General features: G+C 67.6%; 21 protein-coding genes. 10 read left to right on the top strand and 11 right to left on the bottom strand.

Translation table 11 applies throughout. The features are described from left to right. Position 1 precedes the first annotated feature (1 nt). Together NBY65_RS12500 and NBY65_RS12505 are read right to left on the bottom strand one after the other, a co-directional pair. A complete protein-coding gene (locus tag NBY65_RS12500) occupies positions 2 to 772 on the bottom strand; it encodes a DeoR/GlpR family DNA-binding transcription regulator (protein WP_150040448.1) in 771 nt (256 codons plus the stop codon). Continuing rightward, positions 769 to 2,163, bottom strand: coding sequence for a four-carbon acid sugar kinase family protein (locus tag NBY65_RS12505; protein WP_150040447.1), 1,395 nt, complete (start codon positions 2,161 to 2,163; stop codon positions 769 to 771). The genes NBY65_RS12500 and NBY65_RS12505 overlap by 4 nt, the downstream gene beginning before the upstream one ends. A 202-nt stretch (positions 2,164 to 2,365) precedes the next feature. Between NBY65_RS12505 and pdxA the strand changes: the two genes are divergently transcribed. Next, on the top strand, positions 2,366 to 3,346 hold the full coding sequence (gene pdxA / locus NBY65_RS12510; protein WP_150040446.1) for a 4-hydroxythreonine-4-phosphate dehydrogenase PdxA: 981 nt from the start codon (positions 2,366 to 2,368) through the stop codon (positions 3,344 to 3,346). A gap of 232 nt (positions 3,347 to 3,578) precedes the next feature. Beyond that, entirely contained in the window at positions 3,579 to 4,373 is a 795-nt protein-coding gene (locus NBY65_RS12515) for an NUDIX hydrolase (RefSeq protein WP_203330455.1), read from the top strand. A gap of 14 nt (positions 4,374 to 4,387) precedes the next feature. On the opposite strand, the gene btsR is transcribed toward NBY65_RS12515, so the two are convergent. Both btsR and NBY65_RS12525 read right to left on the bottom strand, forming a co-directional pair. Continuing rightward, positions 4,388 to 5,104, bottom strand: a complete 717-nt coding sequence (gene btsR / locus NBY65_RS12520; RefSeq protein ID WP_150040445.1) for a two-component system response regulator BtsR — start codon at positions 5,102 to 5,104, stop codon at positions 4,388 to 4,390. Next, a complete protein-coding gene (locus NBY65_RS12525; protein WP_150040444.1) occupies positions 5,104 to 6,804 on the bottom strand; it encodes a sensor histidine kinase in 1,701 nt (566 codons plus the stop codon). The genes btsR and NBY65_RS12525 overlap by 1 nt, the downstream gene beginning before the upstream one ends. 243 nt (positions 6,805 to 7,047) lie before the next feature. On the opposite strand from NBY65_RS12525, the gene NBY65_RS12530 reads away from it, so the two are divergent. Then, a complete protein-coding gene (locus NBY65_RS12530) occupies positions 7,048 to 8,862 on the top strand; it encodes a carbon starvation CstA family protein (RefSeq protein WP_203330454.1) in 1,815 nt (604 codons plus the stop codon). Between the two features lie 75 nt (positions 8,863 to 8,937). Here the strand turns inward: NBY65_RS12530 and NBY65_RS12535 are convergent, their stop codons facing one another. Then, positions 8,938 to 9,801 (bottom strand): oxidoreductase, encoded by an 864-nt coding sequence (locus NBY65_RS12535; protein ID WP_150040442.1) that lies wholly within the window; start codon positions 9,799 to 9,801, stop codon positions 8,938 to 8,940. 191 nt (positions 9,802 to 9,992) lie between these two features. Between NBY65_RS12535 and surE the strand changes: the two genes are divergently transcribed. From surE to NBY65_RS12570, 7 genes are all read left to right on the top strand, one after another. Further along, a complete protein-coding gene (gene surE / locus NBY65_RS12540; RefSeq protein ID WP_150040441.1) occupies positions 9,993 to 10,772 on the top strand; it encodes a 5'/3'-nucleotidase SurE in 780 nt (259 codons plus the stop codon). Between the two features lie 225 nt (positions 10,773 to 10,997). Beyond that, positions 10,998 to 11,900: a DMT family transporter gene (locus NBY65_RS12545; protein WP_239002756.1), complete on the top strand. Its 903-nt coding sequence runs from the start codon at positions 10,998 to 11,000 to the stop codon at positions 11,898 to 11,900. A 175-nt stretch (positions 11,901 to 12,075) separates the two neighbouring features. Further along, positions 12,076 to 12,429 (top strand): helix-hairpin-helix domain-containing protein, encoded by a 354-nt coding sequence (locus tag NBY65_RS12550; RefSeq protein ID WP_150040440.1) that lies wholly within the window; start codon positions 12,076 to 12,078, stop codon positions 12,427 to 12,429. A gap of 125 nt (positions 12,430 to 12,554) precedes the next feature. Beyond that, on the top strand, positions 12,555 to 13,343 hold the full coding sequence (locus NBY65_RS12555) for a manganese catalase family protein (protein WP_150040439.1): 789 nt from the start codon (positions 12,555 to 12,557) through the stop codon (positions 13,341 to 13,343). 3 nt (positions 13,344 to 13,346) lie between these two features. Further along, positions 13,347 to 13,781, top strand: a complete 435-nt coding sequence (locus NBY65_RS12560) for a hypothetical protein (protein ID WP_162530504.1) — start codon at positions 13,347 to 13,349, stop codon at positions 13,779 to 13,781. 112 nt (positions 13,782 to 13,893) lie between these two features. Then, a complete protein-coding gene (locus NBY65_RS12565; RefSeq protein WP_150040437.1) occupies positions 13,894 to 15,321 on the top strand; it encodes an alkaline phosphatase family protein in 1,428 nt (475 codons plus the stop codon). Between the two features lie 111 nt (positions 15,322 to 15,432). Continuing rightward, a complete protein-coding gene (locus NBY65_RS12570) occupies positions 15,433 to 17,466 on the top strand; it encodes a M3 family metallopeptidase (protein WP_150040436.1) in 2,034 nt (677 codons plus the stop codon). 102 nt (positions 17,467 to 17,568) lie between these two features. Here NBY65_RS12570 and pbfA read toward each other — a convergent pair whose 3' ends face one another. Genes pbfA through NBY65_RS12600 form a run of 6 tightly spaced genes read right to left on the bottom strand, consistent with a single transcriptional unit; the run spans position 17,569 to position 24,870 of the window. After that, positions 17,569 to 18,948 carry a (R)-1-hydroxy-2-aminoethylphosphonate ammonia-lyase gene (pbfA, locus tag NBY65_RS12575; protein ID WP_150040435.1) on the bottom strand — a complete coding sequence of 460 codons (1,380 nt, stop codon included), beginning with the start codon at positions 18,946 to 18,948 and terminating at the stop codon, positions 17,569 to 17,571. Continuing rightward, a complete protein-coding gene (gene phnX, locus NBY65_RS12580; RefSeq protein ID WP_150040434.1) occupies positions 18,945 to 19,775 on the bottom strand; it encodes a phosphonoacetaldehyde hydrolase in 831 nt (276 codons plus the stop codon). The genes pbfA and phnX overlap by 4 nt, the downstream gene beginning before the upstream one ends. Further along, a complete protein-coding gene (locus tag NBY65_RS12585) occupies positions 19,772 to 20,905 on the bottom strand; it encodes a 2-aminoethylphosphonate--pyruvate transaminase (protein ID WP_150040433.1) in 1,134 nt (377 codons plus the stop codon). The genes phnX and NBY65_RS12585 overlap by 4 nt, the downstream gene beginning before the upstream one ends. 46 nt (positions 20,906 to 20,951) lie before the next feature. Next, positions 20,952 to 22,673: a putative 2-aminoethylphosphonate ABC transporter permease subunit gene (locus NBY65_RS12590; RefSeq protein ID WP_150040432.1), complete on the bottom strand. Its 1,722-nt coding sequence runs from the start codon at positions 22,671 to 22,673 to the stop codon at positions 20,952 to 20,954. Beyond that, on the bottom strand, positions 22,670 to 23,791 hold the full coding sequence (locus tag NBY65_RS12595) for a putative 2-aminoethylphosphonate ABC transporter ATP-binding protein (protein ID WP_239002755.1): 1,122 nt from the start codon (positions 23,789 to 23,791) through the stop codon (positions 22,670 to 22,672). Before NBY65_RS12595 ends, NBY65_RS12590 begins: the two co-directional genes overlap by 4 nt. A gap of 50 nt (positions 23,792 to 23,841) precedes the next feature. Continuing rightward, positions 23,842 to 24,870: a putative 2-aminoethylphosphonate ABC transporter substrate-binding protein gene (locus NBY65_RS12600; protein WP_150040430.1), complete on the bottom strand. Its 1,029-nt coding sequence runs from the start codon at positions 24,868 to 24,870 to the stop codon at positions 23,842 to 23,844. Positions 24,871 to 25,235: the final 365 nt, after the last annotated feature.

The raw sequence follows: 25,235 nt of genomic DNA on the forward strand, positions 1-25,235 counted from the left end.
CCTAGACCAGTTCGAACGCGATGTCCGCCTGTCGCAGTTTCTGCCGGGTCGGTTCGTCCAGCCTTGCGTCGATGAAGACCCGGTCGAACTCGGACAATTCGCCGAAATGGTTCAGCGCCCGTGCCTTGAACTTCGAATGCGTCAGCAGCAGCGCCTTGCGCTCGGCCGCCGCCATCAGCGCGCGCTTCATGCGCACCACCTCCTGGTCCTGGTGATAGAGCGACAGGCCGATCACCGAGGAGGCGGAGAGGAAAGCCCAGTCGGCGCGCAGCTTCCCGAGGCTCTGTTCGCAGATCAGGCCGTAGAAGGCCTGCAACGTGTCGTTGTAGCTGCCGCCGGTCAGGATCAGTTGGACGTTGCTGCGCCCGCGCAGCAGCTCGCAGACCGGTAGGGAGTTGGTGATGACGGTGACGAACTCGATCGTCTCCAGCTCCTCGGCCAGCAGCAGCGTGGTGGTGCTGTCGTCGACCATGATCACGCTGCCGGGCTCAACCAGCGCGCGGGCGGCGCGGGCCAGCGCGCGCTTCTCGGCGTTCTCGTTCTGCAGCCGGTAGTGGAAGTTGCTTTCGAACAGCAGCGAGCTTTCCGCGGTGGCGCCGCCGCGCTCCTTGCGCAGCAGCCCCCGTTCCTCGAGCAGGTCGAGGTCGCGGTGGATGGTCATCCGGCTCACCCCGAGTTGGGCGACCAGGTCCTCGAGCGAGATGCTCTTGCGTGCCATCACGAGATTGACGATCTCGCGCCGGCGCTCGCTGGGGCTCAGGGGCTGGTTCATCGCTGTCTCCCCGCATGTCCGTTCAGCACCGTGCCGAAGCAATCCGGACCGCCCACCTGGCCTCCTTTCATCACGATCTCCACGCCATCGAGCGCCGGGTCGCGTGCGCGGATGCGGCACAGTGGCGCGCCGGGCAGCAACGGTGCCAGCATTTCCAGTGCCTCGATGCCCATGGCCTGCGCCGTATGGCTGGAACTGTCGCCGCCGGCCAGCATGACCCGGCGCAGCCCGGTCGCCGCGATCACCTCGCGCAGCGTCTGCCCGAGCAGGCCGCCGAGGATGCTGGCGCTGTCGGAGGGCGCCAGCCCGCTGCGTTGCAGGGCCTCGCGTGTCGGCGCGAGGCGCGGGTCGTCGCCGCCGCGAGCGGTGTGCAGCACCACGCCGGCATGGTCGCGCAGCGCCTCCGTGACCTGGGTGGCCAGCCGCGCCGGCCAGGACGCATCCTCGCGCCGCGCCACCATGGCGGCGGTATCCGCCGCGATCAGCGCGAAGCCGTTGGCCTCGGCCCAGGCGATCTGGCGCTCGGTGACCGGGGAGCAACTGCCGCAGGCGATGACGAGGCGTTCGGCCGGGCCGCAGGAATCCGGTGGCAGTCGGGGCGGCTGGCCCGTCATTCCCACCAGCGTCGGGGCCAGGGCATATTCCACGCCCGACGATCCCACCAGGAACACCGGTTGCGCGGCGCCCCGGCTGGCGAGCAGCCGTCCGCAGGCCTGCATGGTCGCGGCATCGAAGCCGTCGAGGATCACCATGTCGGCGCCGGCGTCGATCTCGGCGGCGAGGGCCGCGTCGGCATCCTCGCGCAGCATCCGGCGGAAGTCGAAGCCCACGATCCGTCGCGTCGTCTGGCGCGCGAGATGCAGCCGCAGGTCGGCCTCGTCCATCGGCGTCACCGGATGACGGCGCATGGTCGGATGGCGGTCGATGCGGAAGATGTCCTCGCTGCCCGAGAAGGAGCCGGCGGCGAACAGGGTGGAGAACACGACGAAGCGCTGGTGCCGCGGTACGCCGACCACGACCATGACGGCGCCGCCGAACACATCCTGCCCGATCTCGGCGGCGCGGCCGATATTGCCGACATGCGGCGCGGAATCGAAGGTCGAGCAGGTCTTGTAATGGCAGAACGGCGCCCCGAGCGCCTGCAGTGCCCGGAAGGTCGCGGGCAGCTCCGTATCCATCCAGGCCGGCGAGCGGCTGCGGCTGGTGCCGGCGACGCCGACGGCGGCCAGTCCCGGATAGCGCGCCAGATCTGCCGGCGTCGGCGTGCGCAGGAACAGCATCGCGGGCAGCCCGGCGGAAGCGACCGCCTCCAGCGCATCGGTCGAGCCGGTGAAGTCGTCGCCGTAGAAGGTCAGCAGGGGGCGTTCGTCAGGTCGGGAAATCGGTGGCATGGCGCCGCTCGGTCCGGTCTGCGAGGTCTGCCCATCCAGGCCGGAGTTCCCGGATGGCACATCGCGATGGACGGTTCAGAACATATTTGCTACGTCTATCGCCCACGATCTGTGTGATATTGTGATATGCAGGGATCGTTGTCAAACGCTTTGGTCCGCTTCGGCCCGTGCGGGCGCGCGGACGCCGCAGGAGGGCAGTCGCATGCGCGCCAGCAGCAGGATCGGCATCACCATGGGGGATCCCGCCGGGATCGGGCCGGAGGTGATCTGCAAGGCCATCGCCGCGATGCCGGACGATGAGCGCGCCGCGACGCTCGTGATCGGCGACCGCGTCTTCATGGAACGGGCGAGCCGGCTGGTCGGGGCGGATATCGTCTTCGTGCCGGCCGAAGGGCCCGCACCCGCCGGCAGTGTGCGCCTGGTCGAGGTGGAAGCGCCCAACCGCGACGCCATCCTGCCGGGCCGGCTCTCCCCCGATGCCGGCGAGGCCGGCTGCCGCTGCGTGCGCAAGGCGGTGGAGATGGCCCAGGCCGGGGAGATCGACGTCATCGTCACCGCCTCGCTGAACAAAGCGGCGCTGCGCGCGGCCGGCTATCCGCAGAACGGGCATGCCGGGCTGCTCGCGCATTTCACCGGGGCGAAGCGTTCCTATGCCGTGCTCGCCTGCCCGCAGTTCAGCGTCATCCATGTCTCCACCCATGTCGCGCTGGCCAGGGCGGCGGAGTCATGCCGGGTCGAACGGATCCTCGAGACGATCCGCGCCGGGCATGCGCACATGCAGAGCGCCGGCTTTGTCCGGCCGCGTATCGCTGTTGCCGGACTCAATCCGCATTGCGGCGAAAATGGGCTCTACGGTACGGAGGACGATGACTACGTGGTGCCGGCGATCACCGCTGCCCGGGCGGAAGGGATGGACGTGGCGGGGCCGGTTCCGGGCGACGTGGTGTTCAACCAGGCGGTGGACGGGAAATACGACCTCGTGGTGGCGCAGTTCCACGACCAGGGCCATATCCCGGCCAAGCTGATCGGGCGGCACGAGACGGTGAACGTCACGGCAGGGCTGCCGGTTCTGCGTACTTCCGTTGACCATGGCACTGCCTTCGACATCGCCTGGAAAGGTGTTGCCGATCCGCGCAACATGCAGGCGGCCATCGCCATGGCCCGCAAGATGCGGCCGGTATAAAGGCAAGGGCTCCACCCTTGACCCGGCGTCGTGCGCAGGCACGCATTCGCGTGACGGCACAAGGTCCCTGCACCCCGGTCTCGCTGCGCGGCGCCTAGGGCGTCGGATGGTGGCGGTCAGACGCCACCGCACTGATCCGGATATGCGCGCGTCATGCCGGCGGCGGGTTACGGCGGTAGCGAAGTTCCGGGGTGGGGAAATGGTCGTGTAATCCGGCGGCCGGATGATGCCCGTGGCGACACCAAGGACGGGCAACAACCGAAACCGGGAGAACCGACATGACACCCCAGGTGCCCAGGGCACCACCAGAAAAATTGTGACATTCAGGGCTGTGCCTCGGTGCGCTGATCAACGGGGCATTGCCCATGCCGTGTGGTTCATTGTTCGCGCGTGCCTGGTCGGGCGTAATAAATATTTGTCCGACGTGGCAAAGCGCCTTGTGGAGTGTCCTGCGATGCAAGTCTATGCAGCTTTGTACTCGACGATAAACGCCAAGCCATATGTTCTGGTGGCGAAGAAGCGTGAGCTCAACAGTTGGTGGAAAGGCAAGAACGAGGCTTGCCCGACCTATGTAAACGGAGCCGGGCAATGGGTCTTTCCGGGCGGAAAGGTCGAGGAGGGGTATTCCGTGCGGGAAAATGCGGAAAAAGAGTTCAAGGAGGAGACTGGTCTCGCATTTCCCGACTACGAAAAATCTGAAGAAAAAATATTTGCAAATGGCAAGTATACCTTGTGTACATTTAAGATTATCAAGAATCTCAAAGATATAGCGCAGGAGATCAATGACAACATCAAGGAAGTGCCGGGTTTCAGGCAGCCGTCGAGCGACAAGGTTAGTGATTGGGAGTTAGCTCTCGTAAATCTGGTTGAGCCAAAAGATCTGGATAAATTTCTTGGGGTTAACCAGATAAATTTCCTCCGTGAAGAAACGCAGCAATATGTCCTTGGGCTTCCTGATAACGACTACAGCCAGTCTATTGACTGGTATAAAAATATGGCGGGTTACCTTAAGGGGAAACTCGGCTGAGTTTAGGGCACGCCCTAGCCGATTCCGATTTTCTCCTTCAATGCCGCCAGGAAACGCCGGCTGACCGGCACCGTGTGACCCGCCAGCGTGCCGATCGCCCCCAGCCCGCCTTCCTCCAGCCGCACCTCGCGGATGCGGTCGAGATTGACCAGGAACTGCCGGTGGCAACGGAACATCGTGGTGCGTTCCTCCAGCGTGCGCAGCGAAAGTTCTGTGAAGCGTTCCTGGCCGTCCTGACCGACCACGAACACGCCGCTTGCGCGCGATTCCGCGTACTCCACCTCCTCGACCCGCAGCAGCAGGATGCGGTTGTGCCCCGCGCAGGGGATCTGCCGCAGCCGGCTGGCCGCCTTCAACACCGCGAGGTTCTGCGGCGCCCGGCTGCGCTGCAGGCGCTCCAGCGTCTTGGCGAGCCTCGCCGGATCGACCGGCTTGAGCAGGTAGTCGAAGGCGTTCTCCTCGAAGGCACGCACCGCATATTCGTCATGCGCGGTCAGGAACACGATGCGCGGCGCACGCTCGGGATCGAGCATGGCCAGCATCTCGATGCCGCTGACGCGCGGCATCTGGATGTCGAGGAACACCACCTCCGGCGACAACCGGTTGATGGCGGCGATCGCCTCGATGGCGTTGCCGGCCTCGCCAACGATGGTCACGCCGCCGGCACCGTCCAGCAGCACACGCAACTCGTCACGCGCCGGCGGCTCGTCGTCGACGATCAACACCCGCATCAGACGGCGGCCATCTGCATCGGCAGGCGCAAGATCACCTGGGTGGAGATGTCGCGCTCGCAGGCCACCTCGACGCCATAGCCCTCGCCGTAGCGGTTGCGCAGTCGCCGGTCCACCAGGCTCATGCCCAGGCCAGGCCCTTCGCCACCCTTGGCGTCCCCGTCGAACAGTCCGGCATTGTCCTCGACCGAAAGCAGCAGCTCGTCTCCGACCTGTTCGGCACGGATCCGCACCACTCCCGGTTCGAGGAGCTGCGAGGTGCCGTGCTTGATCGCGTTCTCGACGATCGGCTGCAGCGAGAAGGCCGGCATCCGCACATGCCGCAGCGCTTCCGGCACGTCGATCTCCACCTTCAGGCGGCCGGCGAAGCGTGCCAGCTCGATCTGCAGATAGGCGTTCACGTGCTCGATCTCGTCGCCGAGCGAGGCTTCCTCGGTCGGACGCTTGAGGTTCTTGCGGAAGAAGGTGGAGAGATTGAGCACCAGTTGCCGCGCCCGCTCGGGGTCGGTGCGGATCACCGATGACAGCACGTTCAGTGTGTTGAACAGGAAATGCGGATTGATCTGGGCGTGCAGCAGCTTGATCTCGGATTGGGCCAGCAACTGTTTCTGCTGCTCGTAGCGCCCGGCCAGGATCTGGGTGGAGAACAGCCGGGCCAGCCCCTCGCCAAGGCTGCGGTTGATCGAGGACACCAGGCGGGTGCGCGGCTCGTACAGCTTGATGGTGCCGATGACGCGCTCGTCCTCGCCCAGCAACGGGATCACCAGCGACGCGCCCAGCCGGCAGGTCGGGCTGATCGAGCACTGGTACGGCACTTCGTTGCCATCGGCGTACATGACCCGGTTGTGCTCGATCGCCTGCCGGGTCAGGTCGGAGGAAATCGGCGTGCCCGGCAGATGATGGTCGTCGCCGATGCCGATGAAGGCGAGGATCCGGTCCCGGTCGGTGATGGCCACGGCGCCGACGCCGGTTTCCTCGTAGATGATGCGGCTGATCCGCATCGTGGTCTCGCGGTTGAAGCCGTTGCGGAAGATGCCTTCCGCCCGGGCAGCGATCTTCAGCGCCTTGGCCGAGAACACGCTCGACTGGCGCTCCAGCAGCACCCGCCGCTCCGCCAGGATGCGCATGAACAGCCCGGCCCCGATCGTGTTGGAGATCCACATCGGCAGCGCCACGTGGTCGACCACCTTCCAGGCCACCTCGAAAGGCTGGGTGACCAGCAGGATGATGGCCATCTGCGTCACCTCGGCGAGAAAGGCCACCAGGGCGATGCGCCAGGGATCGAACAGTCGTTCGATCTGGCCACGGCCGACGAAGTGACGGTGCACCATCCCGCCGATCAGGCCCTCGGCCACGGTGGAGATGGCACAGGCCAGTGCGGTCGGCCCGCCCAGCGTGTAGCGGTGCAGCCCGCCGGTCAGCCCCACCGCGAGCCCGACCGAGGGGCCCCCGAAGATGCCCCCGAGCACCGCGCCGATCGCCCGCGTGTTGGCGATGGAATCGTCGATCTGCAGGCCGAAATAGGTCCCCATGATGCAGAACATGGAGAACATCACGTAGGCGGCGAGCTTGTGCGAGGGCCGGATGGTGACGTTCATCAGCGGCATGAACAGCAGCGTCCGGCTCAGCAGGTAGGCGATGACCAGGTAGACGCTGGTTTGTTGCAGAAGCAACAAGGTCAGAGTCAGGCGTTCGAACATCGCAGGGCATCCGGTGGGGGCGGGGCATCCTAGGCCCAACCGGCCGCCACCCGCCACCCGCCACCGCCGTCCGGCCGCTGGCCGCTGGCCGCTGGCCGGTCCTCGCTGACCGCTCAGCCCGCTCCTGCCGCCGTTCGGCAGGCCATGCTGCCACTCACCGGGATCGCCCCCACGCGCGGCCCCGGCCGTCCCTAGGATGGCGCCAGAGCTGAAGCAAGCCGTCGTGGCAGGAAGGCGCTCATCATGCACGCATTGTCATTCGTCATAGGGACGCTCTGCGTCCTGGCGATCTGTTACCGCTTCTACGGAATATTCTTCGTCAGCAAGGTACTGCAGGCGGACGATACGCAACTGACCCCGGCGCACCAGATGGGGGACGGGCGCAACTACGTGCCGACCCGGAAATGGGTGAACGCCGGCCAGCACTTCGCCGCCATCGCCGCCGCCGGCCCCCTGGTCGGGCCAGTGCTGGCCGCGCAGTTCGGCTATCTGCCGGGCCTCGTCTGGCTGCTGATCGGCGCGACCCTCGGCGGCGCGGTGCACGACACGGTCGTGCTGTTCGCCTCGATGAAGTATCGCGGCCAGTCGCTGTCGGAAGTGGCCAAGGCGGAACTGGGGCCGGTGGCCGGCTGGTGCACCGGCCTGGCGATGCTGTTCATCATCACCATCACCATGGCCGGCCTGTCCATGGTCGTGGTGCATGCGTTGGAACGCAATGCCTGGGGCACCTTCGCGGTGTTCATGACCATCCCCATCGCCATGGCGGTCGGCCTCTATGAGCGCATCACCGGCCGGTCGAAGGGCGCCACCTATCTGGGCGTGCTGGCCATCATCGCCTCGGTGTTCGTCGGCCCGCGCCTGCAGGGCACGATGCTGGGCGACTGGCTGACCCTGCATGCCGAGACGGTCGGCATCGCCATTCCCGTCTATGCCTTCTTCGCCACCACCCTGCCGGTGTGGCTGCTGCTGACGCCGCGTGGCTACCTGTCCAGCTTCATGAAGATCGGCGTGTTCGGCGCCCTGGTCGTGGGCGTGGTGTTCATCAACCCCGAACTGCGCTTCCCCGCCCTGACCCAGTTCATCCATGGCGGCGGGCCGGTGATCGGCGGGCCGGTGTGGCCGTTCATCTCCATCACCATCGCCTGCGGCGCCATCTCCGGCTTCCATGCCTTCATCGGCTCCGGCACCACGCCCAAGCTGGTCGACAAGTGGAGCGACATCCTGCCCGTGGCCTTCGGCGCGATGCTGGCCGAATGCGTGGTCGGCGTGATGGCGCTGATCGCGGCGACGGTGCTGCACCCGGCCGACTACTTCGCCATCAACGCGGCGCCGGCCGTCTTCGCCAAGCTGAACATGCAGGTGGTCGACCTGCCGCGGCTGGCCCAGGAGATCGGCATCGACCTCTATGGCCGCACCGGCGGCGCGGTGACGCTGGCCGTGGGCATGACGGAAATCTTCACCCGCATCCCCTGGTTCGGTGACCTCGCCTCCTACTTCTTCCAGTTCGTGGTGATGTTCGAGGCGGTGTTCATCCTGACCGCGGTCGACTCCGGCACCCGCGTGGCCCGCTACCTGATCCAGGACCTCGGCGGCGACGTCTATCGCCCGCTGAAGCGGCTGGACTGGATGCCGGGTGCGGTGGGCGCCAGCCTGGTGGCCTGCGCGCTGTGGGGCTACCTGCTGAACTCCGGCGACATCAACTCGGTCTGGACCCTGTTCGGCGTGTCGAACCAGTTGATGGCCTCGATCGGCCTGATGATCGGCACCACCCTCATCCTGCGGCTGGCGCGGCGGCGGATCTACATGCTGACCTGCCTGGTGCCGCTGGCCTACCTGTTCGTGACGGTGAACTACGCCGGCTACTGGATGATCGCCAACGTCTACATGAACCCGACGGCGAAGGGGTACAATCTCTTCAACGGCACGATCTCCATCATCATGCTGGTGCTGGGCATGGTGATCATGATCGCTTCGCTGCGGCGCTGGAAGGAACTGCTGCTGGGGGCCACCGGCACGCCCGGCGGCGAAGCCGCCCTGGTCGGCGCGGTGGGCGACTGATCCAACCCAAAAGGTCGTCCAGGAAGAGCGGATCCCGTCGGTCGCGATGCGGCCGGCGGGATCTGCCGTTTCAGGTCACTCCTTGGGGAAGTCGGTGGCCAGCCCGGTCTCGCGCCAGGCCTCGATCTCGGCCAGCCGCGCTTTCAGCCGGGTGGTCACCGCTTCGAGGCCGAAAGCCCCCATGACCAGGTGGCGCGGCGGGTTGGCGATCTCGGTGATGCGGATCATCGCCTCGGCCGCGCGCGCCGGATCGCCGGCCTGGGTGCCGCTGATCTGCGCCGTGGTCTTCATGCGGGCATGAGCGGTTTCGGCGTAGTCGGCGATGCGCGGCTCGGTGCGACGCAGCGAACGCCCGGCCCAGTCGGTCCGGAACGGTCCGGGTTCGATGCAGGTGACCTTGATCCCGAGCGGTGCGGTTTCGGCCTGGAGCGAATCCGAGAAGCCTTCCACGGCATGCTTGCTCGCCGCGTAGTAGCCGGTGCCGGGGAAGCCGATGAAGCCGGCCACCGAAGTGATGTTGATGACATGGCCGCGCCGCCGCGCCCGCATGCCGGGCAGCACCGCCCGCGTCATCGCGAACAGGCCGAAGACATTGGCATCGAACTGGGCGCGGATCTCCGTGTCCTCGCCTTCCTCGATCGAGGCCTGGTAGCCGTAGCCGGCATTGTTGACCAGCACGTCGATGCCGCCGAACCGGGCCTCGGCCGCCTGCACGGCGGCGGCGATCTGGGCTGCGTCGGTGACGTCCAGGTCGAGCGCCAGCGCACGATCCCCGGCTTCCTGCACCAGGTCCGCCACCTTGGCCTTGTCACGCGCCGTGACCACGGCGCGCCAGCCGCGCGCCAGCACAAGGCGCGCCAGGTCCCGGCCGAAGCCGGTCGAACAGCCGGTGATGAACCAGACGGGCGTTGTCTCGGCAGGTGTGGTTTCGGGGGGCATGCTTCGGTCCTTGGGATGAGACCCGGACACCTGGGACATGAGGCCGGGCGCTGCAAGAGGCGGTCGGTGGCGTATCGGTCGCGGGCAGGCCCGCGCGCGTCGGTCTGGCGATGGCCGCCGGGACTGGTAGGATCGATCACGAGGTGTGCCCGGCATGGACACGCGGTCAATGGTCGTGAGGAACAGGGAAGATGCAAGAGGCCGAACCGATTTTTGGGCGCGTGCTGCTGACCAACGACGACGGCATCGATGCGCCGGGGCTGCGCGTGCTGGAAGAGGTCGCGGCCACGCTTGCCCGCGAGGTCTGGGTCGTTGCCCCGGAACATGACCAGAGCGGCACGTCGCATTCGATCAGCCTGCACAGCCCGTTGCGGGTCAGTCCGAAAGGCGAGCGACGCTTCGCCGTGCGCGGCACGCCCGGCGACTGCGTGGTGATGGGGGTACGGCACCTGCTGGCGGACGGCCGGCCGGACATGATCCTTTCCGGGGTCAACCGCGGTGCCAATCTTGGCGTGGAGACGGTGTTTTCCGGCACCGTCGGCGCGGCCATGACCGCCATGCTGCTCGGCCTGCCCGCGCTGGCGCTGAGCCAGGCCTTCAGCGACGGCAACGCCGTGCCCTGGGACACGGCACGGGCGCTGGCGCCGGGGGTCATCCGCCGTCTCGCCGGCGCGGACTGGAGCCGCAACGCCTGCCTGAACATCAATTTCCCTACCTGCCCCGCGGATCGTGCCGGCCCGGTGACGCTGACGCGGCAGGGGGCCGGGCTGCTGGACGACATCGAGGTCGTTTCCCGCACCGATCCACGCAACTTCACCTATCACTGGCTGCGGCTGCACCGCTCGGCCCGCCAGGACGCGGAGCAGAGCGAAACGGCCGTCGTCGCCGCCGGCGGCGTTTCCGTCACGCCGCTGCGGTTCGAGCGCACGCACGAAGAGACACTCGTGCAATTGCGTAACATCCTGGGCTGACGCCGCGACGGCGTCGGGGGCGGCGCGGATCGATTGCCCGGCAGGGATCGTTGCGCAGCGGTCCGTGGCCTGGGCGCGGCTGGCATGCATCCTTGGCCTCCCGCCAGGGGAGGGGAGCCCTCTATCCTGGCGGCCTGCCCTTCTGGCCTTCCCGAGGGCTGATCGCCATGGTCATCCCTCGTGGCATCGCTTTGCCACGTGGCCAGTTCCAGGAACGACCCGCCCGTGCCTCTCGCGCCGAAACCCGCCAGCCCGGACAAGCCAGGTCTCGGCATTCTCCTGATTGTGGTGTCCACGCTGCTGTTTGCGGTGCTGTGGACCTTCGTGAAGGACCTGTCGCAGCGCTACCCGGTCTACGAGGTGACGTTCTTCCGCAACTTCTTCGCGCTGCTGCCGGTGATGCTGATGCTCGCCGCCCGCGGCAGTTGGGGCATGCTGCGGGTGCGCCGGATCGCCGGGCATGTCTGGCGGGCGGTCATCGGCGTGACCGCGATGGTGCTTGGTTTCCTCTCATATCATCTGATGCCCCTGGCCGATGCCGTGGCGATCTCCTTCATGTCGCCGCTGCTGATCACCGCCCTCTCGGTGCCCTTGCTCGGGGAGCGGGTGGGCCTGCATCGCTGGGCCGCCGTCCTGGTCGGTTTCGTGGGCGTGTTGATCATCGTCGACCCGGGCCGCGGCATGCTCACCCCCGGCGTGCTGGTGGCCCTGGCGAGTGCCGCCGCTACCGCCCTGGCAATGATCACGATCCGCCAGTTGAACAAATCCGATCCGCCCTTGGCGATCGTGTTCTATTTCACCGTGTTCTCCTCCATCTTCACCGCTTTGCCGCTGCCCTTCCTGTGGGTGACGCCCAGCGGGGCGGACTGGGTGAAGCTGGTCGTGATGGGGCTGACCGGGGGCATCGGGCAGTATTTCATGACCCGGGCCTTCGGCCTCGCCCCCGCTGCCGTCGTCAGTCCCTTCAACTATGCCGGGCTGCTCTGGGCCACGCTGTTCGGGTGGATCCTCTGGAACGAGGTCCCGCAGCCGCATGTCCTCGGCGGGGCGGTGATCGTCATCGCCAGCGGGCTTTATATCCTCTACCGCGAGACCCGGAAGGAACGGCCTGCCGACATGGCGGGGTGATCCCCGGTTGCCCCGGTCGGCAGAGGCACAACGGCAGTTCCAAAGAGAGGATTGTCTCAAAAACAATGCTGCATGCCCGCGCGGCATGTGTTTTTTAACGCAATTGATATTATAATAGTTTCCAAACCTGCGGGTTTGTGTCGCGCAGGGTGTCACATATAATGGTTGAAGTGCGATGCAGGATCATGTGCAGGCAGTGTCTCTGCGTATGCAACTGGCTTCCATGCCTTCACTTTGGCGGGGCATCGAAGATGATCTGTCGGCACTGGGGATACACTCCCTGGCTGATCTCCGCGGACGGGACCCGAAGGAACTGACGGCGGCCTATTGCGCCCGGACACAACGCCCCTTCGACGAGTTCATCCAGGACGTGTTCATCACCCTGGTGCGGTTTGCCGAGGAAGGCATGGCTGGGCCGTGGTGGCGGATCACCCGCAGGCGCTCCCGGGAGCGCGCATCCGATGCGGCCGTGGCGGCTTCACAGAAAACGCCGCATAATAATCACAATGCCTCCGTGTGGGCCGTGTAAAAATCTAAAATACCCATAGAAATACCACGCCATCGTGACTGTTGCCGAGCTTGCGGCTGCGGAAACCGGTCGTTGCCGTCGCGGGTTCCCCCCTGCGCTGTTACCCTCGTCCGCAGAGGCGCCCGATGTTCATTCACAAGCCCGTTCTGCTTCACGAAGTCCGTGTCGAAACCCCTGATCCGGTGTTCGCCGAGAAACTGCTCGAACAGTTCGGCGGCGCGACCGGGGAGCTCACCGCGGCGCTGACCTATCTCACGCAGTCCTTCCACACCGAGGATCCCGGCATCCGCGACATGCTGCAGGATATCGGCACCGAGGAACTCGGCCATCTGGAAGTTGTGGCCATGCTGATCGAGCAGCACACCAAGGGCGGCTCGGAACGGCTGCGCGACGCCGCCTATCGCAGCACCCTGTTCGCGATCCGCGGCCCCGGCGCGCATCTGGTCGATTCCAAAGGCTCGTTCTGGGATGCGCGCTACGTCAACGAGGGCGGCTACGTCGTGCGCGACCTGCGGGCCAACATCGCCGCCGAGGCCGGCGCGCTCGCGACCTACGAGGCGTTGATCGCCATGTCTCCCGACGACGGCAGCCTTGCGGCGCTGCGCCACCTGGCGACGCGCGAGGTGGCCCACACCCAGATGTTCATGACCGCCCTCAAGTCCATGAACAAGCTGGACGATCCCCTGTTCGGCGAGCTGAAGCCCGACGAGACGGTGAACGTCTACTACAACATGTCCAGCGGCAACGGTGCCGACGAGCGCGGCCCCTGGAACAGCGAACCGGCCTTCAAGTACGTCGCCGATCCGCTGCAGAACGAAATGCGCGAGCATGCCGGCCAGGCCGGCGGCAACGCGATCCGCATGCAGCAGACCCAGCCCGGGGGGGCGAAACCATCCGGTTCGTCATCGCGCTGAGCCATGGCGACGCTCGGACGGCGCACGGTCCTGCTGGCAGCGCCGCTGGTTGCGGTGCTGCTGCCGGCGGCAGCAGGTGCGGGGGCATTCGCCCCCATGTCCGCACCAGCCCCGGCCCTGCTGGCAGGGGGGCTGGTCGCCTGGGTGCGGCCGGATCCGGAGGGGGGCGCGCTGATCCGGCTGGCCTGGATCAAGGCGCCCGGCGCCATGCCGGAATCGCTCGGTGATTGGCGGATCCCGCCGGAGGAGCGGGCGGAGCAGGGGGCCCTGCCGCCGTTGCTTTGCCTCGGCCGCCGCGCCAATCACCTCGCCTGGTGCGTGGTGGCCGCGTCCTGGGGCGTCGATCCGCAATCCTGCATCCACACGCCCGGCCGGATCGTCGAGCCTTCGACCGGTCGCAGCGTCGATGTGCGGATCTGGGTGGACCCCGGCCGCTGAATCGCGGTCGTGACCGAGACGTGACGGGCAGCACCGGCCTGTCACGGTGCATGCTGGCGGATCACCGGCATGGCCGCGCGGCCATCGCCGGCATGCGCTGGGGAGGCCGGTCATGGGCGGGACGCTGCCGGACATTCGTCATGTCGTGGTTCTCATGCTGGAGAACCGCTCCTTCGACAGCATGTTGGGCAGGCTGTATCCCGCCGGCGATGGCTTCGACGGCGTGACCGGGGCCGAACGCAATGTCTGGCACCAGCCGGACGGCAGCCAGCAGGAGGTGCCGGTCTGGACCGACCCGGAACTGACGGCGGAGGCGCTCTGCATCCCCAACCCCGACCCGGGTGAGCTGTTCGACGACATCCAGGTGCAGATCCATGGCCTGGCGGAGCCGGGCGGGGCGGTGGCGTCGGGCCCGTCCATGGGCGGCTTCGTCGACAACTACATGCGCCAGCCGCCGACCACGCCGGTCGCCGATCCGAAGGCGGTGATGCATTGCTTCGCCCCGGAACAGGTGCCGGTGACCAGTGCGCTGGCCCGCGCCTTCGGCGTCAGCGACCGCTGGCATGCCTCGGCGCCCTGCCAGACCTGGCCCAATCGCTTCTTCGCGCATGCCGGGACGGCGAATGGATATGTCAACAACGCGCCGGTGCATTTTCCGTATCTGATGGAGACGGTGTTCAACCGCCTCGATGACGTGGGACAAGGCTGGCGGATCTATTTCCACGACATCCCGCAGGCCGCCACGCTCGCCCGGCTCTGGCCGTCGGCGGGGAATTTCCGCCGTTTCGAGGCGGAGTTCGCGCGCGATGCCGCTGCCGGAACCCTGCCCGCGTACAGCTTCATCGAGCCGCGCTATTTCGCCGACGTGCTGGGCAACCGGCTTCCCAACGACGCGCACCCGCCGCACAATGTCGCCCATGCCGAGGCCTTGGTGGCCGTCGTCTACAACGCGGTGCGGGCCGGGCCGGGGTGGAAGCACACCCTGCTGGTCATCACCTATGACGAGCATGGCGGCTGCTATGACCATGTCGTGCCGCCGCCGGCCACGCCGCCCGACGACAAGGCGCCGGAGGAATTCCATTTCGACTATTTCGGCGTGCGCGTGCCGGCGGTGATCGTCTCGCCGTACGTGCGCGCGGGCAGCGTCATCCGTCCGCCGGGCCTGACGCCGTTCGACCATACCTCCCTGATTGCCACGTTGCGCCGGTTGTTCGGCTTCGCGCCGCTGACGGCCCGCGATGCCGCGGCGCCGGACCTGCTGCCGGCGTTGCAGGCGGCCCCGGAGAACGATGGGCCCGCCGCGGTCACCGCCCCCGTGCTGTCCCCCGACCCGGCGCTGGTGGCGCGGGCGGCGGAGCGGCCGGCGAACGACCTGCAGGCCAGCCTGGGCGCGGCGGCGACGGGCTTGCCGGCCCACGGCACCGATATTCCCGCGCATGTGCGGCAACTGGCGGCGGCCCCGCCGGTCGTGCCGGTCCGGCACAGCGTGGCCGATGCCGCGGCGACGAGTGCGGCCCATATGCAGGCCTTCCTGGACTGAAAGCCCCGGGTTCCAGGGGGCGAGGCTCCGCCAGGGCTGCGCGCGGCTTCGAAACCATTTGCAGGATTTCGGGGCCTTGACCCTGGCGAGGTGGATCTGCACCTCTTGTGCATGGACACGAACCCGTTCTTTGAACCCTGGACGACACCCTTCGGCATGCCGCCGTTCGACCGCATCCGCGCGGAGCACATCCCCGCGGCGCTGGATCGCGGTATGCAGGAGCAGCTCGCCGAGGTCGCGGGAATCACCGCCAATCCCGAGGCCCCGAGCTTCGCCAACACCATCGAGGTGCTGGAGCGCAGCGGCGCGCTGCTGGAGCGCGTGAGCAACGTCTTCTCCAACCTGGTCGCCAGCCTCGGCACCGGGGAGCTGGAGCAGATCGAGCTCGACTACGCGCCGAAACTGGCGCAGCACGGCATGCGCATCGCGCTGGATCCGGCGCTGTTCGCTCGGATCGATGTCCTGTACCAGGGCCGCCACGAACTGGGCCTTGCCCCCGACGCGCTGCGCTTGCTGGAGCGCCGCCATCTCGGCTTCATCCGGGCCGGCGCGCATCTGGCCGAGCCCGCCAAGGCGCGCATGGCCGAGATTTCCACCCGGCTGGCCACCCTGCATGCCCGGTTCGGCCAGAACGTGGTGCATGACGAGAAGGAGTGGTTCCTGCCGCTCGGCGAGGCCGACCTCGCCGGCCTGCCGGACTTCCTGCGCGAGGGGGCGCGGGCGGCGGCGGCGGAGCGCGGCCTCGATGGCCATGTCGTCACCCTCGCGCGGGCTTCGATCGAGCCGTTCCTGACCTTCTCGACGCGGCGCGACCTGCGCCGCACCGCCTATCTGGCCTGGGTGGCGCGCGGCGAGCATCCGGGGGCGCACGACAACCGGGTGCTGATCCCGGAAATCCTGGCCCTGCGTGCCGAGCGGGCCCGGTTGCTGGGCTATCGGAGCTATGTCGAGTTCCGCCTTGCCGACACCATGGCGGGGTCGCAGGCCAATGTGCAGCGGCTGATGGATGAGGTCTGGGCGGCGGCGAAGCGGCGCGCCGCGGCCGAGCGCGACCGGTGGATGGAGGTGGCGCGCACCGACGGCATCAACGACCGCATCGAGCCCTGGGACTGGCTGCATTACGCCGAGCGTGTCCGCCAGGAGGCCTATGCGATCGATGAGGCCGAGCTGAAGCCCTATTTCGTGCTGGAGAACATCCAGCAGGCCGCCTTCGACACGGCGAGCCGATTGTTCGGTCTGCGTTTCATCGAGCGTCCCGACCTGCCTCGCTACCACCCGGACGTGCGCGCCTGGGAGGTGCAGGATGCCAACGGGCATGTCGGCGTGTTCCTGGCCGACAACCATGCCCGGCCCGGCAAGCGGTCCGGCGCCTGGATGAGCAGCTTCCGCGACCAGTCCGCGCTGGATGCGGCCGTCTCCCCGATCGTGGTGAACAACAACAATTTCGCCCGTGGCACGCCGACGCTGCTGAGCTACGACGATGCCGAGACGCTGTTCCACGAATTCGGTCATGCGCTGCACGGATTGCTCAGCCGTGTGCGCTATCCCTCGCAATCGGGCACGGCGGTGCGGCGGGATTTCGTCGAGTTCCCGTCGCAGATCTACGAGCACTGGCTGGCGGTGCCGCAGACGCTGCAACGCTACGCCCGCCACCATGAGAGCGGCGAGCCCTTGCCCGAGGCGCTGATGCAGCGGCTGCTCGCGGCGCGGACTTTCAACCAGGGTTTCGCCACGGTCGAGTACACGGCCTCGGCGATCCTGGACATGGCGTTGCATGCGCATCCCGACCCGGCGGGGCTCGACGTGACGGCGTTCGAGCGCGAGGTGCTGGCCGGGATCGGCATGCCGCCGGAAATCGGCCCGCGCCATCGTCCCGCGCATTTCCAGCATCTGTTCGCCGGTTCGGGCTACGCCGCCGGGTACTATTCCTATCTCTGGGCCGAGGTGCTGGACGCGGACGGCTTCGGCTGCTTCGAGGCGGCGGGCGATCCGTTCGACCCACAGCTCGCGTCCGGGCTGCGTCGGATTCTCGAAGCGGGAGACACGCAGGATCCGATGGCGCTGTACGTGGCCTTCCGTGGCCAGGAGCCACGCACCGAGGCGTTGCTGCGGCATCGTGGCCTGCTGGCGATGGCGGAAGGATAAGGCCAGGAACTGTAGGGCGGATAAGCGCAGCGCCATCCGCCATCGCAACGCACCGCGAGGTGGCCGGCTTGCGTTGGCGGACTGCGTCCGCCCTACGTCGGTTCAGGACGAAGCCATTGCCGTTGTCACCTCGTCCAGCGCTGCGGTGAGCCACTCCAACGCCTGGTCCAGTTCGTCACGGCTGATGATCAGAGGTGGCGACAGCGTCAGCACGCTGCCCTGCGTGACCTTGAAGCTGAGCCCCCGCCGCAGTGCCGCGTACAATGTCGCCTCGGCCGCTGCGGTCGCGGGCCGACCATCGGCATCGACCATCTCAATGCCGATCAGCAGGCCGAGCCCCCGCACCTCGCCGATCAGCTTGCGTGTGGCGGCGATCTCCCGCAACCGGTCGAGCGCATAAGCCCCCAGTTCGGCCGCGCGCTGTGCCAGTCCTTCCTGCACGATCACCTCCAGCGTGGCGAGGCCGGCGGCGGCGAGGATGGGATTCTTCTCGTGTGTGTAATGGCCGATCGCGAGGTCGTCCGCGACATCGAGATCCGCGCGCGCCAGCACCGCCGCCAGCGGCAGCATGCCGCCGCCGAGGGCCTTGCCCAGCACGAGGATGTCGGGAACGGCGCCGCTGTGCTCGCAGGCGAACAGGCGGCCGGTCTTGCCCAGCCCGGTCGGGATCTCGTCGAACACCAGCAGGGTGCCGTGGCGGTCGCAGGCGCCGCGCAGCTCCGGCCAGAAGCCGGGTGGGGGCAAGGTCGGGACGGCGCGCATCGGCTCGGCGACCAGCGCGCCGATGTCGGGCTCGCGGTCGAGGGCGAAGGTTGCGGCGCGGGCGCAGGCCATGCGGCAGGTGGCGAGATCGGGCGCGCCACTGGCAGAAGGAAACCCATAGGGGCAGCGGAAGCAGGCAAAGGGCGGGACATGCGTCGTCCCTGGCAGCAGCGGCCCGAGCCGGGTGTCGCGGAACAGCGCTTCGCCGCCCACGCTGGCGGCGCCGAAGCCGGCACCGTGGAAGGCGTCCCAGAACGACAGCGTCCGGTGCCGCCCGGTGGCGACCCGCGCCAGCTTGAGCGCGATCTCGATCGCCTCCGACCCGCCCGGGGCGAACAGCACGCGGGTCAGCCCGGGCGGGGCGAGCGCGGTCAGCCGCTCGGCCAGCGCGATCGCCGGTTCGCAGGTGAAGCGGCGCGGCGCGAAGGGCAGTTCCGCCATCTGCCGGAGGATGGCCTCCTTGATCTTCGGATGGCCGTGCCCGAGGTGATGGACGCTGTTGCCGTGAAAATCCATGTAGCGGCGGCCATCCGCGTCCTCGATCCAGATGCCCTCGGCCCGGCGCACCGCCGAAAGGCAAGGCGTGGACAGTGACTGGCGCAGGAAGACCCGCTCGTCGCGTGTGACCAGTGCCTGGCCGGCCGGTCCGGCGGCGTGCCGCCATGCCGCCCGCGCCGGCCCCAGGTTGACATCGCCTTCCGAGCGGTCGGGGCCGGTCACGGCTTCTCGCCGCGCGCCAGCCGCTGGTCGATGTCATCCAGCACCGGCCCGATCCCGGCGATGGAGTCGATCACGTAATGCGCGCCGGCGGCGGCCAGCCGCGCCGTCGCCGCCCGGCGCAGGGCGTCCTGTTCGGCTATCGGCAGCGCCTGCCAGTCGGCAAGGCCGAGACCGACCTCGTTGCCCGAAACAGCGAGGCCGACGCTCCACATCCCGCCGTTGAGCCCTTCCTCGACATCGACCACGGTGTCGCCGATCTTCACCGCCGCTTCGACCGGGTAGACGCCGAGACGGGCCAGCGCGGCCAAAGCGGGAAATGGGCTCGGCCGGCCGGGCGGGCCGTCATCGGCACTGATGATGCAATCAATGTCCAGACCCTGGGCCACTGCGCGCGGGATCACCGCCTCCATGACCTGGCGCGGATAGCCGGTGGTGGAGCCCACCTTCATCCCGCGCGCACGCATCGCCTGGACCGCTTCCAGCGCACCGGGGATCAGGTCGGCATGCTCGGCAACCATCGCCGTCTGCAGGGGCAGGAAACGCTGGTACAACGCATCCACGTCGGCGTCGGTGGGGGCGTGGCCGTGGCGCTGCGCCCAGGCGGCGGCGATGCGCGGCTGGTCGGCGATGGCGCGGATATGGTGCCATTTCGGCTGGCCCATCGGCGCGCGCGCCTCGGCGACCGAGACCGTGATTCCGGCATCGGCGAAGGCGGCGATGAAGCTCGCCACCGGGGCGTGGCAGCCATGGTCGAGTGTCGTCCCCGCCCAGTCGAGGATCGCCGCGCGGAGTGGGCCGCAATAGCGGCGGGCGTAGCGGAAGGTCATGGCGTGCTGTCTCCGTCCCGTTGCGGCGCGCCCGAGCGCACCCCCATCTCGCCGAGCGTGTTGGCGACCGCGGCGACGGCGCCCTGCATCACCGCCACGTCCAGCCGGCCGATGCAGCCCATGCGGAAGCTCTCGGCGACGGTGAGCTTGCCGGGATAGATGACGTAGCCGCGCCGGCGCAGCCCTTCGTAGAAGCAGTCGAAGGCGAAGCGCGGATCGGCGGGCATGCGGAAGGTGACGATGATCGGCGCCTGCAGTGCCGCCGGCAGCAGCGGCACGAAGCCAAGCGCCGCCATGCCGTCGAGCAGGACCCGCAGGTTGCGCCGGTAGCGCGCGCCGCGCCCGGCCACGCCGCCTTCCTCGGCATGCTCGTCGAGCGCCCGGTCGAGTGCCGCCAGCACATGCGTGGGTGGGGTGAAGCGCCACTGGCCGTTCTGCTCGAAGCCGCGCCACTGGGCGTGCAGGTCGAGGCTGAGCGAATGCGCGTTGCCGGCGGCGGCTTCCAGCGCCTGCTGGCGAACGATGACGAAGCCGAGGCCGGGCACGCCTTCGAGGCATTTGTTGGCGCTGGCCATCACCGCTTCGAACGGCGTCCGCCGCGCATCCAGCGGCAATGCGCCGAAGCCGCTCATCGCATCGATCAGCAGCGCCCTGCCGTGGCGCGCGCAGATCGCCGCCACCTCCTCCACCGGGTTGAGCAGCCCCGTGGTAGTCTCGCACTGGACCACGGCCACATGGGTGATGTCCGGATCCTCGTCGAGGGCGCGGTCGAGTGCTGCGGGCGAGACCGGTTCGTTCTCGGCGGTTTCCAGGAAGCGGCAATCACGGCCGATCACGCGGGCGATCTGTACCATCCGTCGCCCATAGGCGCCGTTGACCAGCACCAGCAGCCGGCCCGTGCGCGGCACCAGCGTACCGAGGGCCGCTTCCACGGCGAAGGTGCCGGAGCCCTGCACCGGCACGCAGACATGCGTGTCTTCGGCGCCGGCAAGTTCGGCCAGCCGCGCGCGCACGCGCCGGTTCATGGCGATGAAGGTTTCGTCCCGGGAGCCCCAGTCACGGAGCATGGCCTGCTTCACCGGGGCCGAGGTGGTCAGCGGCCCCGGCGTGAGCAGATAGGGATCGGGCATGGTTCGGGGTCCTTGCGAAAGGCACGTTGGGCGAAAGGCGCACTGGTCAGCGATGCCGCCACGCCTGGGTGCGGCGGGTGAGGGCGGTCGAGAGCACGCTCTGCAGCAGCCGCACCGCGGCCGAGGTGACGACGATCATCATCGCCATGGCCGCCGCCGCGGCGACGCTGCCGGCATCGTCCATCGCCAGCACGGCAACCGCGGCCGGGCGCGTGTCCGAGGAATAGAGGAACACCACGGCGGAGACGGTCGTCATGGCGTTGACGAACAGGTAGAGCGCGATATCGAGGATGGTGGGCAGGCAGATCGGCACGGTGACGCGCAGGAAGGTGGTGTAGAACGGCACCTTCAGCGAGGCGGAGACGCTCTCGAATTCCGGGTCGATCTGCTTGAGCGCGGTCACCGCCGTCAGGTGGCTGACCGTGTAGAAATGCACGACGGTCGACAGCACCAGGATCGCCATCGACCCCACCAGCACATTGAGCGGGTTCCAGGGGGCGTTGAAGAAGAAGATGTAGGAGATGCCGAGCACCAGCCCAGGCACCGCCAGCGGCACCATGGCAAGCAGGTGTGCGCCCGCCCGCAGCCAGCGCGCGCCGCGGCCTTTCTCCACCAGATAGGCGCCGGTGAAGACGATCAGGCTGCCGATCACTGCGGTCCAGCTCGCCATCTTCAGGGAATTGAGGAACGACGCCCAGCCATCGGCATCAACCGAGGAGAAATCGTAGTTCGCCAGCGTCAGCCCGAGGTCGTACGGCCAGAACCGCACGAAGGAGCCATAGGCGGCCATCCCCAGCATGCCGAGCAGGAACAGGCTGATCACGCCGCAGATGGCGAAATACGCAAGGTCGGTGGCGCGGTGCGGCCGCGGCACATAGGGCACGGCACGGGCCGACAGGCTCGCCGTCTGCCGCCTCTGCACGATGCGGTCGGCGATGAAGGCAAGCAGCGCCGGGGTCAGCAGCACCATGCCGACGACCGCGCCCATCTGGAAATTCTGCTGGCCCACCACCTGTTTGTAGACATCGGTCGCCAGCACGTTGGTGCGGCCGCCGATCACCTTGGGGATGCCGAAATCGGTGATGGCCAGGGTGAACACCACCAGCATGGCACTGACCAGGCCGTAGCGGACCCCCGGCAGAGTGACGGTGAAGAAGGTCTTCACCCGCCCGGCGCCAAGCACCTGCGCCGCCTCGTAGAGCCGGGCGTCGGCGAGCGAGAGCGCGGTGTAGAGGATCATGGTGGCGTGCGGCAGGGTGTAGAACACCATGCCGATGACGATGCCGATCGGGCCATAGATGCTGGCGCCGAACAGCCAGTCCTTGATCACCCCCTGGTTGCCGAACAGGTAGACCAGCGAGATCGCCGGCAGCAGCGAGGGGGCGAGAATCGGGATGGTCGAGATCGCCCGGATCAGCCCTTTCCCCGGCATGCAGGTGCGACTGAGCCCATAGGCGAGCAGGAAGGCAAGCAGCGTGGTGATCAGGGTTGACAGCCCCGAGATCAGCAGGCTGTTGCCGATCGACTGCGACAGTGCCGGATTGGTAAAATAGGCGCCGAAATTCGCCAGGCCCACGAAAGCGCCGCTCCGGTCCTCGAACGCCTTGGACAGCAGCGAGACCAGCGGGGCCGCCACCAGTACCAGCAGGCAGGCCACCAGCAGGCCGAGGCAGGCCGCCAGAACCACTTTCTCGCGCGACCATTCGCTACGCCCGGTCGGCGGCGTGGCGGCGATGGGGGCGGTCGTGACGGTCGCCGAGGGGCTCACGGGGCTGCCCGGTAGACGCGCAGCCGCTCGCTCGGCAGGGCGATCGGCAGGGTCTGGTCGGTCGCGAGCCCGTGTTGACGGACCTGCGCCGTCGGCAGGTCGGCAGTCAGGATCATGCCTTCCAGGCAATCCGGCGCGAGGCGGGCGCGGAAGACATTGCCCAGGAAATCCAGGTCGGCGATGCGGGCCTGCATGCGGTTCGCCGGGGCGGCGATCGCCGCGTCGGCGATGGCGACATCCTCGGGGCGCACGCACAGGCTGACGCTGTCCCCGGCGGCAAGCCCGTCGAGCGGGGCGGCATGCTCGATTTCGATGCTGCCCAGCCGGACATGGCGGGGGCCGATCAGCGTGCCAGGCAGGAAGTTCATGGTGCCGATGAAGTCGGCGACGAAGGGATTGGCGGGATCGCCGTAGATGTCGCCGGGCCGGCCGACCTGCTCGATCACCCCGGACCGCATTACCACGATGCGGTCGGCCATGGTCAGCGCCTCTTCCTGGTCGTGCGTCACCATGATGGTGGTCACGCCCAGCCGGCGCTGCAGGTCCTTGATTTCCTGGCGCAGGTGCAGCCGTACTTTGGCATCCAGCGCGCTGAGCGGCTCGTCGAGCAGCAGCAGGCCGGGCGAGGTGGCCAGCGCCCGCGCCAGCGCCACGCGCTGCTGCTGCCCGCCCGAGAGCTGGGCAGGATATTTCTCGGCCTGGTCGGCGAGTCCGACCAGTTCGAGCAATTCGGTGCAGCGCCGATCCACCTCCGCGCGCCGCATCTTCCGATGCTCGAGCCCGTAGCCGACATTGCGGCGCACCGAGAGGTTGGGGAACAACGCATAGGACTGGAAAACGATGCCGAAATCGCGCTGCGAGGGCGGCAGCAGCGAGATGTCGCGTCCGCCCTGCTCGATCCGGCCGGAGCTTTGCGGGTCGAGCCCGGCGATGGCGCGCAGCAGCGTGGTCTTGCCGCAGCCCGAGGGGCCGAGGAAGCAGACGAACTCGCCAGGAAGCACATCGAGCGAGACGTCGCGCAGGGCTTCGAAAGCGCCGAAGCGCTTGCGGACGTTCTCGATCCGCAGGTAGGGGCGCGCGGTGTCCCCATTCGCCGCCGATGCCGTCCAGTTTGTCATGCCTGCCTCCGCGCGGGCCGCCGCAACCGAGGCTCCGGCGGCCCTGGTGCTTATTTCGGTTCGGACTTGGAATCGTAGCGCCGCGTCCATTCGGCGAGGATGCGGTCGCGGTTGGTCGCGGCCCATTCGAAGTTGTTCTTCGGCATCATCATCGCCTCGGCGTTGGCCGGGTAGTTCGGGATCTCCTTGCTGACCCCCTTGTAGGCAACCACCGCGTAATAGTCGTTGTAGAGCTGGTTGGCCGGCCGGCTGGCCGCGAAATCGGCCAGTTGCTTCGCCGCCGCGAGGTGTTTGGTGCCCTTGACGATCGCGGTCGCCTCCATGTCCCAACCCGAGGCGGGCTTGGGCAGGATGACGCTGATCGGGGCGCCCTTGGATTTCAGCGAGGCGCCGGTGTACTCGATCGAGATGCCCAGCGCGTATTCACCGGACGCCGCCTGCTTGCAGGGTTTCGAACCGGAATGGGTATAGGCGGCGATGTTCTCGTTCAGCTTGTCCATGTAGGCCCAGGCTTTCGCCTCGCCCATCATCTGCAGCCAGCCCGAGACGGTCAGGAAGCCGGTGCCCGAGGAAGCCGGGTTCGGCATCACCAGCTGCCCCTTGTACGCCGGGTTGAGCAGGTCTTCCCAGCTTTGCGGGGTTGGCAGCTTCTTCTTCGCGGCCTCGACCGTGTTGAAGCAGACGGCGCCCATCCAAGCATCGGCGCCGACCCAGGTCGGTGGTGACTTCTGGCTGCGGAAAGTGCTCTTGATCTCGCCCAGCGTCTTCGGCGCGTAGGCTTCGAGCAGCCCGTCCTTGTCCAGCACCAGCAGGCTGGAGGCGGCGAGGCCCCAGACGATGTCGGCCTGCGGGTTCGCCTTCTCGGCGAGCAGCCGTGCCGTGATGATGCCGGTGGAATCGCGCACCCACTGGATCTCGATGCCGGGATGCGCAGCCTCGAACGCCTTCTTGTACGGCGCGAGCTGCTCGTTTTCGAAGGCGGTGTACACCGTGAGTTTCTCGGCGGCGTCTGCGTTCATCGGGGCCAGGCCGGCCGCGATGGCAAGGCCGGCAACGGCGGCGAACAGGATGCGTCTCATTGATTCCCTCTTCCCACCCGCTCGCCCGCGGGGCCGCTGCGTCGTATCGCGGCGCGTCCGTCATGCTTGCGGTCGATGCGCCATACAACTCGTAGGGGATCGCTGAGAGACAGGAACGTTAAGGTTTTATGACGTGAGCAAGGATGTTCGCGAGCGATGGACGCGAAAGCCCCGCCCCGCAGGCAGGGGGCATTATATACAAAAATTAATCGTGAAATTATGCGGACGGTGGAGATCGCTGGAGGGAATTACGCGCCCAGCTTGAGATAGGCATAAAGCGATCGTTAATTCAGTTGACCAACGTCAGATGATAGTACAATCATGATGGTAGCCGGCACGCGTTGCCGGAAGCTGTCGCTTTTGTT

The sequence above is a fragment of the Rhodovastum atsumiense genome, assembly GCF_937425535.1.
In the GTDB taxonomy this organism is placed as follows: domain Bacteria; phylum Pseudomonadota; class Alphaproteobacteria; order Acetobacterales; family Acetobacteraceae; genus Rhodovastum; species Rhodovastum atsumiense.

Excerpts from the sequence above, each read along its gene's own strand:
- NBY65_RS12500 (WP_150040448.1), bottom strand. The coding sequence starts at position 772 with ATGAACCAGCCCCTGAGCCCCAGCGAGCGCCGGCGCGAGATCGTCAAT.
- NBY65_RS12535 (WP_150040442.1), bottom strand. The coding sequence starts at position 9,801 with ATGCCCCCCGAAACCACACCTGCCGAGACAACGCCCGTCTGGTTCATC.
- btsR (WP_150040445.1), bottom strand. The coding sequence starts at position 5,104 with ATGCGGGTGTTGATCGTCGACGACGAGCCGCCGGCGCGTGACGAGTTG.
- NBY65_RS12565 (WP_150040437.1), top strand. The coding sequence starts at position 13,894 with ATGGGCGGGACGCTGCCGGACATTCGTCATGTCGTGGTTCTCATGCTG.
- NBY65_RS12595 (WP_239002755.1), bottom strand. The coding sequence starts at position 23,791 with ATGACAAACTGGACGGCATCGGCGGCGAATGGGGACACCGCGCGCCCC.
- NBY65_RS12560 (WP_162530504.1), top strand. The coding sequence starts at position 13,347 with ATGGCGACGCTCGGACGGCGCACGGTCCTGCTGGCAGCGCCGCTGGTT.
- phnX (WP_150040434.1), bottom strand. The coding sequence starts at position 19,775 with ATGACCTTCCGCTACGCCCGCCGCTATTGCGGCCCACTCCGCGCGGCG.
- NBY65_RS12600 (WP_150040430.1), bottom strand. The coding sequence starts at position 24,870 with ATGAGACGCATCCTGTTCGCCGCCGTTGCCGGCCTTGCCATCGCGGCC.
- NBY65_RS12555 (WP_150040439.1), top strand. The coding sequence starts at position 12,555 with ATGTTCATTCACAAGCCCGTTCTGCTTCACGAAGTCCGTGTCGAAACC.
- NBY65_RS12550 (WP_150040440.1), top strand. The coding sequence starts at position 12,076 with ATGCAGGATCATGTGCAGGCAGTGTCTCTGCGTATGCAACTGGCTTCC.
- NBY65_RS12585 (WP_150040433.1), bottom strand. The coding sequence starts at position 20,905 with ATGCCCGATCCCTATCTGCTCACGCCGGGGCCGCTGACCACCTCGGCC.
- NBY65_RS12505 (WP_150040447.1), bottom strand. The coding sequence starts at position 2,163 with ATGCCACCGATTTCCCGACCTGACGAACGCCCCCTGCTGACCTTCTAC.
- NBY65_RS12570 (WP_150040436.1), top strand. The coding sequence starts at position 15,433 with ATGGACACGAACCCGTTCTTTGAACCCTGGACGACACCCTTCGGCATG.
- surE (WP_150040441.1), top strand. The coding sequence starts at position 9,993 with ATGCAAGAGGCCGAACCGATTTTTGGGCGCGTGCTGCTGACCAACGAC.
- NBY65_RS12525 (WP_150040444.1), bottom strand. The coding sequence starts at position 6,804 with ATGTTCGAACGCCTGACTCTGACCTTGTTGCTTCTGCAACAAACCAGC.
- NBY65_RS12530 (WP_203330454.1), top strand. The coding sequence starts at position 7,048 with ATGCACGCATTGTCATTCGTCATAGGGACGCTCTGCGTCCTGGCGATC.
- pdxA (WP_150040446.1), top strand. The coding sequence starts at position 2,366 with ATGCGCGCCAGCAGCAGGATCGGCATCACCATGGGGGATCCCGCCGGG.